At 34.2% G+C, this 10,771-nt stretch carries 13 protein-coding genes; 9 read left to right on the top strand and 4 right to left on the bottom strand.

The window, feature by feature from the left end; translation table 11 throughout:
- The first annotated feature begins 106 nt into the window (after positions 1–106).
- From C7972_RS23520 to C7972_RS23505, 4 genes are all read left to right on the top strand, one after another.
- Positions 107–583, top strand: a complete 477-nt coding sequence (locus tag C7972_RS23520; RefSeq protein ID WP_110358605.1) for a hypothetical protein — start codon at positions 107–109, stop codon at positions 581–583.
- 289 nt (positions 584–872) lie between these two features.
- Positions 873–1,217 (top strand): type II toxin-antitoxin system RelE/ParE family toxin, encoded by a 345-nt coding sequence (locus C7972_RS23515; protein WP_089895945.1) that lies wholly within the window; start codon positions 873–875, stop codon positions 1,215–1,217.
- 1 nt (position 1,218) lies between these two features.
- Complete coding sequence (locus C7972_RS23510; protein WP_089895954.1) at positions 1,219–1,509, top strand: helix-turn-helix domain-containing protein; 291 nt, start codon at positions 1,219–1,221, stop codon at positions 1,507–1,509.
- Between the two features lie 239 nt (positions 1,510–1,748).
- Complete coding sequence (locus C7972_RS23505) at positions 1,749–3,524, top strand: erythromycin esterase family protein (protein ID WP_110358604.1); 1,776 nt, start codon at positions 1,749–1,751, stop codon at positions 3,522–3,524.
- 109 nt (positions 3,525–3,633) lie between these two features.
- Here C7972_RS23505 and C7972_RS24270 read toward each other — a convergent pair whose 3' ends face one another.
- Entirely contained in the window at positions 3,634–3,900 is a 267-nt protein-coding gene (locus tag C7972_RS24270; RefSeq protein ID WP_258364938.1) for a transposase, read from the bottom strand.
- Positions 3,901–3,968: 68 nt separating this feature from the next.
- On the opposite strand from C7972_RS24270, the gene C7972_RS24020 reads away from it, so the two are divergent.
- The gene (locus C7972_RS24020) at positions 3,969–4,112 is read left to right on the top strand and encodes a hypothetical protein (protein ID WP_181422994.1); all 144 of its coding nucleotides are present in this window, start codon (positions 3,969–3,971) and stop codon (positions 4,110–4,112) included.
- Positions 4,113–4,177: 65 nt separating this feature from the next.
- Positions 4,178–4,654: a DUF6155 family protein gene (locus C7972_RS23495; RefSeq protein WP_110358603.1), complete on the top strand. Its 477-nt coding sequence runs from the start codon at positions 4,178–4,180 to the stop codon at positions 4,652–4,654.
- Positions 4,655–4,822: 168 nt separating this feature from the next.
- Here C7972_RS23495 and C7972_RS23490 read toward each other — a convergent pair whose 3' ends face one another.
- From C7972_RS23490 to C7972_RS24265, 3 genes are all read right to left on the bottom strand, one after another.
- Positions 4,823–5,749 (bottom strand): helix-turn-helix domain-containing protein, encoded by a 927-nt coding sequence (locus tag C7972_RS23490; RefSeq protein ID WP_110358602.1) that lies wholly within the window; start codon positions 5,747–5,749, stop codon positions 4,823–4,825.
- Positions 5,749–6,375 (bottom strand): putative quinol monooxygenase, encoded by a 627-nt coding sequence (locus tag C7972_RS23485; protein ID WP_110358601.1) that lies wholly within the window; start codon positions 6,373–6,375, stop codon positions 5,749–5,751. The genes C7972_RS23490 and C7972_RS23485 overlap by 1 nt, the downstream gene beginning before the upstream one ends.
- A gap of 593 nt (positions 6,376–6,968) precedes the next feature.
- Entirely contained in the window at positions 6,969–7,250 is a 282-nt protein-coding gene (locus C7972_RS24265; RefSeq protein ID WP_110358600.1) for a transposase, read from the bottom strand.
- 68 nt (positions 7,251–7,318) lie between these two features.
- Between C7972_RS24265 and C7972_RS24010 the strand changes: the two genes are divergently transcribed.
- The 3 genes from C7972_RS24010 to C7972_RS23470 all read left to right on the top strand — a co-directional run bounded on the left by C7972_RS24010 (position 7,319) and on the right by C7972_RS23470 (position 10,112).
- A complete protein-coding gene (locus tag C7972_RS24010) occupies positions 7,319–7,462 on the top strand; it encodes a hypothetical protein (RefSeq protein ID WP_181422992.1) in 144 nt (47 codons plus the stop codon).
- 65 nt (positions 7,463–7,527) lie between these two features.
- Complete coding sequence (locus tag C7972_RS23475) at positions 7,528–8,463, top strand: proline dehydrogenase family protein (protein ID WP_110358599.1); 936 nt, start codon at positions 7,528–7,530, stop codon at positions 8,461–8,463.
- A complete protein-coding gene (locus C7972_RS23470) occupies positions 8,409–10,112 on the top strand; it encodes a TlpA disulfide reductase family protein (RefSeq protein ID WP_181422991.1) in 1,704 nt (567 codons plus the stop codon). Before C7972_RS23475 ends, C7972_RS23470 begins: the two co-directional genes overlap by 55 nt.
- Positions 10,113–10,771 lie beyond the last annotated feature (659 nt).

The following is a 10,771-nucleotide window of genomic DNA, read 5'->3' as shown; positions in this document are numbered from 1 at the left end:
AAAAAACAAATAGATAAATTTGAATTAAAACCTGAAGATCTAGGATTTACAATTGCCCTAGATATCAGCAACTTAATTTGACGTTAGTCAGAATTAAAATCAACATATGGGTTATTTCACAAGAGTATTTTGTGCAACCAAAAATAAACCGACGATACAAAGTATTTTGGACTTTGTAATCGCAAATGGAATAGATGTAAGTTCTAATCTAAATGGAGCGGAGTTACTAACTGAAAACTGGAATCATTTTGAATTAATCTATGATAAAAATAGATTGCCGCTTTTAGTTGAACTAAATGGACTTGAAAATTCTGACGGACTTGCGGAAGAGGAATTAGAAGAGTTTTTGGAGTTTGTCGGTAAACCACGTTTCTATGAACTGAAAAAGAAAAAAGTGGCCGAACACTTAAAAAAGACCGAATATATAATTTGTGTTCAATTACCAACAAATGACATAGTGGACAAAGGTTATGACGCAAATGGAGAACTTATGGAGTTCTTTGAAAAAAACTTTTCTGGAATGATTCAAGCCGACCGAGAAGGGTTTTACGATGGTCCTAAATTATTACTGGAACTGGAATAAATAACTAAGCCTAACAATACCTATAGCAAATAGGGCATAAAGTGCTATATTTAAAGGTTTGGGCGTGTTTGCTAAGTCCGCCAAATCTTTTGGATTTGGCAATTAAAAAAGAAAAAATAATTACAAAACAAAAAGCTCTGGCTCGCAGACCAGACGGAAACGAAAAGTTTCCTTGCCTGCCCTACTTGCCATAGACGAGACGTTGTAAAACATACTAACAAATTTAAGCGTCCAACCTAAATTCAATAAAATATTTTGAAAATAGTAACTTTTAAGTTACCTTTGGGTGATGGAAAAAGTAAGGGAAGTTATCCAGTATAAGGGGTATTTCGAAGAATTCTTGCTCAAACAACCGAAAAAGGTTCAGGACAAGATATTTAAGGTAATCGAAATAATCGAGACTTATGAAAGAGTTCCCTCCACTTATCTGAAAGCACTTGTCGGAACTAAAGGACTCTACGAAGCCCGAATAAAATTAGGCTCGGATATTTGGAGGGTCTTCTGTTTTTTCGACAAAGGAAAATTGGTAATACTCTTGAACGGATTTACCAAAAAATCGCAGAAAACACCAAAAAAAGAAATCGACAAAGCGGTCGGACTAATGAATTCATACTATGAAGACAAAAACAAATAAGATGGACACCAAGAGTTGGAAAGAAATCAAGGACACCGTTTATGGAAAAAAAGGAACGGAACGTAGAGACGGATTGGAAAGAGATTTTGAGTCTTTTAAAATCGGTTTACTTTTGAGAAATGCACGGGAAGAAAAAAACCTTACGCAGGAACAACTGGGCGAATTAGTGGACAAAAAACGGACTTATATTTCACGAGTAGAAAACAACGGCAGCAATCTGACCTTGAAAACGCTTTACGAAATTGTGGAAAAAGGTCTTGGCGGAAAAGTTACGATTTCAATCGAGGTGTAAAAAAGTACGTTTTACAACAATTCCTATAGCAAATAGGGCGGTAAGTTCTGAATCTAAAAGCTTGGGCGTGTTTGCGAAGTCCGCCAAATCTTTTGATTTGGCTTTTAGAATAGATAAAATAAAAACAAAATGCAAAAACTTTGGCTACGGGCTTGGCGGAAAGATAAGTGCTTATCACCCGCCTTACTCCCCATAGCCGCACTGTTGTATGACATTAAAAAAAAACATTCATCCAAAATATGAAACTCATAAAACAAACATTTTACTTTTTAGTTCTTCTAATCTTAATTCCATTAGCTGTTAACAGTCAAAATAAATACAATTTAGACTTTAACGATTTTAAACCAGAAAAAGAAAAAATGCCCACAGGATGGTTTAAGTGGGGGAATTTTGAAAATTTAACGGGAGAAATTATTAGCGAGGGCAATTCTGTTGGGAAAGTTGTTTCCGATAAAGAAGGGAAATTTGGCTGTATTACTTATAGGATACCAGCAAATTACGTTGGAGACACCATTGTACTTTCTGGTCGAATTAAGTACGAAAATGTAAAAGGATTTGTTGGGCTTTTAATGCGAATTGACGGAAATTCAAAAAAAAGTTCTTTAGCATTTAAATCAATGCAAAATCAAAAAATAAGTGGAACAAGTGATTGGAAAGAATATTCTATAAAGCTACCTTTTCCATCTAATGCTAAAACTATCTATGTAGGCGGAATTTTAGGTAAAAAAGGAATCGCTTGGTTCGATGACTTCAAAGTGAGAATTGATGGTAAAGACATTCAAGAATTAAAGGAAACAGAAAGAATAACTTTAGAAAACTATAATTCTAACGAGCTTGAATCGGCATTATCAAAATCTACAAGAAAATTAGACTTTTCCAACGAAGAAACTCTGCATAGTAGTTTAGACCCATTGATAGAAAAAATCGGCAACAAAAAGATAGTTGCAATTGGAGAAAGCACACACGGAACGTCAGAATTTTATCGCCTTAGAGAAATCATAACAAAAAGACTAATAAAGGAAAAAGGGTATAATCTTGTAGTTTTGGAAAACCCTTACGATGATATTGAAATTTTGAACAAAGATTTGGATAAAACACCCTTAGATAGTTTAATGCGAAAACACTTATTTTCAATTTATCAAACCAAAGAAATGAAATCTTTCTTACAATGGTACAAGGAAAATAAAACCCAATACAACATTAAGTTTAAAGGTTGCGACGATTCATATTGGGTTTTCTATGAACTACTAAAAGACAATATTAATCCAATAAATGATAAAACGTTAAATAAGCTTTTGCAAGAATTAGAATCCAATATTGCAAAAAGTTCAACTGATAATTTGAAAAAAGAATATAAGGTCAATAATTCTATTTACAATAACATCTTAGAAATTGAGAATTATTTAGAAACTACAAATAAAATTACTAAATCAATCAGAGAAATTCTATTCAATGGAAAAAACACATACATCAACTATGTGAACATTAAAAACCAAAAACCATTTCAGAGTCGAGATGAAATAATGGCAGATAGAATATCATTTTTAGCAAAAAATTCGAATAGTAAAATTATTGTTTGGGCTCACAACGCACATATTTCAAATGAAATTATCACAGATAATGAAATAGGGATAATGGGCAGAAACTTAAAAAAAGAGTTCAATAGCGATTATTACACAATTGGGCTTACGACATTGAAAGGCAGCTATGCGTATATGGATGAAAAATTTATAAATGGAGACCACAGTTATAAGGAGAAACTTAAAACTGAATCATTTAAACCTATCGACAGCTTGTTTTGGGAAAATAGACTATCTATAAATAACAAATCGTTTATTATAGATATGACGAACTTAAAAAATGAACTAAACACGGATGAAATAATCGCCCCTACAAGGCTAATTGGTTATGCAAAAGAATCGGAAGAGGATATATATTATCTTCAATTAATTAAAAATTTTGATTCGTTGATTTTTATTGAAAAAACTAATGCAACCAAATCAATATTCGAGTGAAAAAGGGCAGTTGCTAACAATGGTAACCGTTGCACAAGCCTGTAAAACGTAAAATTACCAACTCAAATAAGCCGCTCTAAGCGGTTTTTCTTTTTTTGATTACCTGGATTTAGACCAAATTCATACCCGTTAAAACGGATTTATCGACTGCTGTCGGTCTGTTTTTCAGAACAAAAAACAAGTCGATCATTCCTGCTCCGCTTTTTACTCGTTTTTGCGTGAATTTCAGATACTTTTTGAGGTTGTAGGCAATGGCCGATAGCTGCATTGCCTTGTTGGCCTGTGACAGCCCCAAGGTGTTTATCTTCCTCTGCCCCATGAACTGGGTCAGGGTCCCGAAGAGGGGCTCCACCGTACTCTGGCGTTTGCCCTTCATGTACCTTCCCTACGGACTGTTCACCCGTTAGATGGAAATCCTATTATTGGGTATATATCACAGCTGCTTTGAAAGGTAAATATGTGGGAATGGAGGAATTGGGCAATGGCATTTGGAGGGGATATTATAGAAACGTATTTTTAGGATACTTTGATGAAAAACATTTAAGAAATAAAGAACAGGCTACAAGATTGGAAACCAATTTAGTGTAAAGGTTAATATATAACTTTTGTAAACCATGTATCTTAACGAACAGCTGAAAAACGCATAGTCCTGAATGGCACTAAGAGAAGTAAAAAAAGAACTAAAGGCAATGGACAAAACTGAAATCATTAAGCTGATTTCAGAGATGTATAAAAAAATTCCAGCTGCAAAAACTTACTTGGACATTTTTGCCACCGGGGAAATCAAAGTACTTGTCGAGAAATACAAAAAGGAAATCGAAAGATATATTTATCCGGGTGGACGGTACATGCAGTTGCGTGAGGCCGAGGCCAGAAAGTTGATACGTACCCTTCAAAAAATGAAAATAACCGAACTTAATGTGGAATTGGAACTACATTATGTAGCTTGTTGCTTGGAGGTTATCGAAGATTTCGGATATTGGGACGAAGGTTATTATATAGCCCTAGAGAAAATGTTTTACAATGCGACGGACGGAATACGTGAATTGGGAATGGAGGAAAAATATGAAGAACGTATAACTGGAATTACATACAAGGCAAGCCATTTCGGACTAGAACTTTCCTACTGATAAATAAAAGCCAGTTGATAACAACACCTAAAGTTCATTGCTTGCGGATTTCCTGTCGGAAATCCCTATTTTTAATCCAACGCTCGGGTTCGGCGGGACTGTCCTGCGGACATATCACCGCAACGAACCTTAGCTGAGACCGTTGTGTGTCAGCAAAAATTGCAATTATCAATTTTCTAACTTAGCAAAACCCACTGTTTTTCTGTAAATATCAGGAGACACTCCAACTTTCTTTTTAAAAAACCTACTAAAGTAGAATTCGTCATCGTAACCTAAATTAGATGCAATCTGTTTTACAGGTTTTGAAGTTAAATAAAGTTCTCGTTTGGCTTCAATAACAATTCTGTTAGAAATTAACGTACTTGTAGTTTGATTTAAATATTTCTTCACAATTCCCGCTAGAGTTTTAGAACTAACACACAACTGATTTGCATACTCATTAGGAGAATGTATACTTGAAAAATTATTTTCAATTGAATCCACTAGGTTTTGTAAAATCTCAGATTGTCCATCGGAAAATGTTGGCACAAGTTCTTTATCAAATGCTCTCTTCTGTCTAACTGCTTCAATTAAAAATACCTTTAAAAAAGCAACCAGAACTTCATGTTGAGCAATAGAGTTTCTATCCATTTCATTCGAAATTTGATCTATCAAACTAAAGAACAAAGCTTCTTCAGATATTTGAAAATGGGGTAAATCATGAAAGTTGTTAAATAGTATGCCTTCTGTTTCAATTTCATTTTGATGTCTATAAGTACAAAAAAAATCCGAATGAAAGTTCAACATCCATCCTGAACAAGAACTTTCAGATGTAATCATAAATGGCTGATAAGGTGACAAACAGATCATTTGATTATCTTTTAATAAATAGTCAGATAAATCGGCGTTTAGCTTGTAATTACTCCCACTTAACAGAATAATGGAGTAATAATTCTTCCGTTTTAAATGATCGAACTGACTCAGGTTTTCAAATTGTTCTAATCTGAAAGCGAGTTCACCATTTTGTTTATCAATTATTATTTGAGCCATTTTACCATTATTTTTAGAATTAAAAAGAAGGGAGTGCTTCAAACACCCCCTTCCCAAGATAGCCATTATTTTGAAGCTATAATCTTAATCGTTTGAATTGCCGATGCTTCAAAACCATCTAAAATTACAGGAGCATTTTCCATAAGCGCTGCTGCCACTTTACCGTTAAGGTGTACATCTCTTCCTTCATCTTCTGCAAAGGTGTCAAATATGGCATAGGTTGAATCATCTAATTTAACAGCATACCAGGAAATAGTCATTGGCTCTTCGCCAACTAATTCTTTTCCCGTATTTAAGAAGCCTTCCACATCAGCAGATTTCCCTTGCTTGGCTTTCATAATTACAAATAAGCCGTTATTTTGCACACCTGCTTTATGATTTGCAGCAATCACATCAATCATTTTAATGTCTTTACTTGCATCAAAACCTTCTAATAAGTCACCTGCATTCGCCATTAAGGCTTTTGCCACTTCTCCTGATAAATGTGCTTGTCTTCCTTCTTTTGATTCAAAGGTGTCATAAATACCATAAGTTTTTTCGTCAATTTGAAAGGCAAACCAAGACTCCGTTTTTGGTTCTGCGTTTACTAAACCAAGACCACCTAATAAAAAGTCTTTTACTGCTTGTTCTTTGCCAGACTTTGCTGTCATAGTTACTAATAATCCAATTTTTTCTGTTTTTGCGTTGTTCATAATTGTATTTTTTTTGTTTGTGAAAATGTTTGATTTGAAATTCCTAGAGATAATAATAGGCTACTTACTTTGATTAAATTTTTAAATTTCATTTGTTTTTGTTTTTGTTTTTGTTACACTGCAAATTTGCGACGAAACAAAAGCTCTCAGAATGGACACTTCAAACTATGACATGGACAATTTTTCTTAAGTGCTAGAACCGGAATTATGAATATTTTATAATAGATGTACAATTCGCTCAAGAGCTTCGCTGTTGTTAACAAATAAACATTAGGAATGCAAGGTCATTAACGCCTAGTAGAAAGTATTTAAAAGATAATTACAATGCAGAAAAACTATTTACCGGGAAGATTTAAAAAATAATATTTTTTTGAATTTAGCAAGGTAGATTTTTAGCAAAAAAAATCAGCCAATTGCAGCTTTTCAATTCAGCAACTTATTTATCGCTTGGACTGACAACCATACCCAAACTTACAGACTGAAAAAAAGACTAATAAAAAAGAAAAGAGCCCATAACACGGGTAACTGTTGCACAACCCTATAATTTATAAAATATCGATGCTATAAGCGGCCTTTTAGTGCCGTTTTGTTTTTTAAACGAAGGTGTTGCCACTCATTTTTATAGTGCCAAAAAGGAAGCAAATAGACTTATGGAGTACATTTTCCATACAATTGTGCAGAACTATGCTTCCCGCTCCATTTTTGGAGCGTTTTCCCGAGAATTTCAGGTATTTTTTGATGTTGTAGGCAATGGCCGATAGCTGCATTGCCTTGTTGGCCTGTGACAGCCCCAAGGTGTTTATCTTCCTCTGCCCCAGGAACTGGGTCAGGGTCCCGAAGACGGGCTCCACCGGACTCTGGCGTTTGCCCTTCATGTGCCTTCCCTGCGGACTGTTCACCCGTTCGATGGAAATCCTATTATTGGGTATATATCACAGCTGCTTTGAAAGGTAAATATGTTGGAATGGAGGAATTGGGCAATGGCATTTGGAGGGTATATTATAGAAACGTATTTTTAGGATACTTTGATGAAAAACATTTAAGAAATAAAGAACAGGCTACAGGATTGGAAACCAATTTAGTGTAAAGGTTAATATATAACTTTTGTAAACCATGTATCTTAACGAACATTCAAAAAGCATTGAAAATTAAATGGAAGAAAGATTACTTAGAATTGGAGCTGAAAGCCTGAAAAAAGCCGCATTAAATGAAAATGCGAAAGAATTTATTCTAAAAAATGAAATACTATTTAAAGTTTTAAAAAAGGCTGCTGACAGATATATTGGTGGAGAAACCATAAATGAAACTTTATTATCAGTACGCAAATGGAATCAAAAAGGATTTGACGTAACAACTGATTTTATGGGCGAAAGCATACGAAATAAAAAAGACGCAAATCTCGCAACTACTGAATTTGTGCAATTCACCAAAGCAATTGGAAATAAAAAACTGAATTCTTCAATTTCGTTGGACTTATCCCACATTGGTCTTCTAGTCTCAAAAGATTTGGCTATGGAAAACTTAAAAATTATATGCGAAGAGGCCAGTAAAATCAATCAGGAAGTTATTATAAGTATGGAGGGAACTGACCGAACTGATAACATACTATACGTCTACAGAGAATCTCTAAAAACTCACAAAAATTTAGGAATAACGATACAAGCATATTTGCATAGGTCAAAAGATGATTTCGAAGAAATATCTAAACTGACGGGTAGCATCAGAATGGTAAAAGGCGCTTATGAAACACCAAATGGACTTTCTATTGAGCGTGGAGATAAATTAGACGAAATTTATTTGAATTATGTAGAACGACTTTTATCCAAAAATCATAAATGCTCAATTGCATCCCATCACGATAAAATCCATCAAGAAACGATTAAACTGATTGATAAATATAAACCTTCAAACTATGTTCTTGAACGACTTTTAGGTATAAGAAATGAAGAGTTGGAACAATACAAAAACAAAGGTTATAATTCTCGAATTTATGTGGTATATGGAAAGGAGTGGTATTTATATTTATGCAATCGTTGGGCGGAATATCCGTTGAATATTTTTCAAGGAATAGCCGACATTGTGGAATAGCACTACACACAACAAAGACGTGTATAGCTCATTGCGGCTGGATTCCTAATCGGAATTCATTGCAATTTGCTATCTTTCGGTTACGGCGGAAAATCATAGCTGATTTTGGCAACAAGCCATACACAAAACCGTTACCACACATAATGACAAAAATGAGAACCATAACTATCATATTCACAATCCTAATATTTGGTTTTATTAGCTGTTCAATAGAAAAAAAGAAAGAAATAACAATAAACGGACAAATAGTAGGCCATGGTAATCCTGATAAAATCGAATTCACGATCCCAATTGATGGAAAATGGTTTTATGGAGATAAAAAATCGATAACTACTGACTCAACAGGTAAGTTTCAAATAAAAATCGACACGGATAATCCGTCATTTACAACCATATATGTTCCAGGAAAAAGTGGCGGTATTCTGTTAACCGAACCTGGACAAACTTATAATGTTAACATTGAACTTGATAAAGAACGAAAATCATTTTATATAGATTCACCTAACAGTAACGGCCAAAGATTTTACAATACCCTGCCCGCACCCGAATTTCATATGATGGGATTGAGTGAATTTTACAATGATTCAATCCCCGAAGAAATATCATCCAAAATAAATTCTTTAAGAGAAAGTGAGATTTCCAAATTCCATGAATTACTGAAAAAAAAGGAGATTTCCAAAGATTTTCATCAACTAGCAGTTTTAGATAGAGAAGTCTATTATTCCGCCCTTGAAGCGGGGGCTGCAAGTATACTTTTGCAAAAATATCTCAATGAAAAAGAATCATTGGTAATAGATAGTTTAAAAAAATTCTGGAACACAAAACTTAAAGTTTCAAATATCATCGGAAATGATAGTGACCGTTCTCCGTGGTTCTATACCTTGGCAAGCAATTTTATAAGGTATGCGCAACTTTCATCAGAAGAATTCGACCCTGAGATATTGAAAAAAAAATATGAAACAGGGGATATTTACCAATACAATATCGATGAAGCCAAAAAGTATCTTGCTGGAGAGGAACTTGAATATTACCTGGCTTCCTACATTTATTATGAAAGTTGGCAAACAAAGGATAATTCCAAAAAAATAATTGGAGCTTATGAAAACTTCAGAAAAGAACATCCACAAAGTCCCTACAATGAATATTTAGAGGCTTCTATAAAACCTATCGTTACTTTTCATAAAAATTTGAAAAATGCCAAGGCAAACGAAAAAATTGAATTTGTCGAAAACTATGAGGAAATTGACACTTTCAAAGACTTAATCTCAAAGCTCAACGGAAAGAAAGTTTTCGTGGACATTTGGGGGACTTGGTGTGCTCCCTGCAAAAAGGAATTTGAGCATAAAAAAAGTTTGGAGCAATTATTAAATTCCAAGGAAATAGCATCATTGTACATCTGTGAGGGCAAAAACAGCAAAGAAAAAGTTTGGCATGAAATGATAAAATCCTATGATTTGGAAGGTTATCATTTATTGACCAATGAAAAGTTACTTACAGATATAATCAACGAATTCGGCAATAATGGGCGATTTGCTTATCCCAGATATCTATTGGTGGACGAAAATGGAAAGGTCGTCAATGGCGAAGCCAGTTACCCTTCGCAAATAATACAATTAGAGAAGGAGATAAACGAAAATTACGTGTGGTAACAATGCCTATAGCAAATAGGGCGACAAGTGCTGTATTCATTGGCTTAGTCGTGTTTGCTAAGTCCGCCAAATCTTTTGGATTTGGCAATTAAAAAAAATAAAAATAATTACAAAACAAAAAGCTCTGGCTAGCAGACCAGACGGAAACGAAAAGTTTCCTTGCCTCCGCACTACTCATAGCTGCAACGTTGGCAACAATATTGACCCGTCCTGAATAAAGGCTACATAAATTTAAACATTAAGTTCATAAATGACAACGTAATTAGACGGTATTCCGAATCTTTTATATTGAAAATTTTAGACGAACTTACAACCGGAAAACTAAACAAACATCAACTAGGTAAAGCTTACGATATTGCTGAGTGCCGACAAACATGATAATTTTTAACTTACATTTGCAACTTAGTATCATCAAAAACTTGCAACGCTTTATTCCATTAAAAGATTGAATCCAATCTTTGTTATTAACAAATTGAACCTAGTCAAATGAAAAGAAGAGAATTCATGACAAAATCAACAGTTCTGGCTACTTTGATACTAGTGGTAACTGCAATAATTTCATGTAAGCCTAAAAATAAACAGAAAGTTGATCCAAAACGACCTGAGGCATCTGTTGAAATAAAGTTGGCTGCTTATAATGTTCTTTTTGGTAACTGGGG

This window comes from Arenibacter sp. ARW7G5Y1 (assembly GCF_003201775.1).
GTDB lineage: Bacteria > Bacteroidota > Bacteroidia > Flavobacteriales > Flavobacteriaceae > Arenibacter.
Note: the sequence above shows the minus strand (reverse complement) of the source record. Positions and strands in the feature narration are given on the sequence as shown.

Bases quoted from the DNA above. Each gene is read 5' to 3' on its own strand.
- C7972_RS23485 (WP_110358601.1), bottom strand. From the start codon at position 6,375: ATGAACAACGCAAAAACAGAAAAAATTGGATTATTAGTAACTATGACA.
- C7972_RS24270 (WP_258364938.1), bottom strand. From the start codon at position 3,900: ATGAAGGGCAAACGCCAGAGTACGGTGGAGCCCCTCTTCGGGACCCTG.
- C7972_RS23505 (WP_110358604.1), top strand. From the start codon at position 1,749: ATGAAACTCATAAAACAAACATTTTACTTTTTAGTTCTTCTAATCTTA.
- C7972_RS23520 (WP_110358605.1), top strand. From the start codon at position 107: ATGGGTTATTTCACAAGAGTATTTTGTGCAACCAAAAATAAACCGACG.
- C7972_RS23475 (WP_110358599.1), top strand. From the start codon at position 7,528: ATGGAAGAAAGATTACTTAGAATTGGAGCTGAAAGCCTGAAAAAAGCC.
- C7972_RS23495 (WP_110358603.1), top strand. From the start codon at position 4,178: ATGGCACTAAGAGAAGTAAAAAAAGAACTAAAGGCAATGGACAAAACT.
- C7972_RS23490 (WP_110358602.1), bottom strand. From the start codon at position 5,749: ATGGCTATCTTGGGAAGGGGGTGTTTGAAGCACTCCCTTCTTTTTAAT.
- C7972_RS23510 (WP_089895954.1), top strand. From the start codon at position 1,219: ATGGACACCAAGAGTTGGAAAGAAATCAAGGACACCGTTTATGGAAAA.
- C7972_RS24265 (WP_110358600.1), bottom strand. From the start codon at position 7,250: ATGAAGGGCAAACGCCAGAGTCCGGTGGAGCCCGTCTTCGGGACCCTG.
- C7972_RS23515 (WP_089895945.1), top strand. From the start codon at position 873: ATGGAAAAAGTAAGGGAAGTTATCCAGTATAAGGGGTATTTCGAAGAA.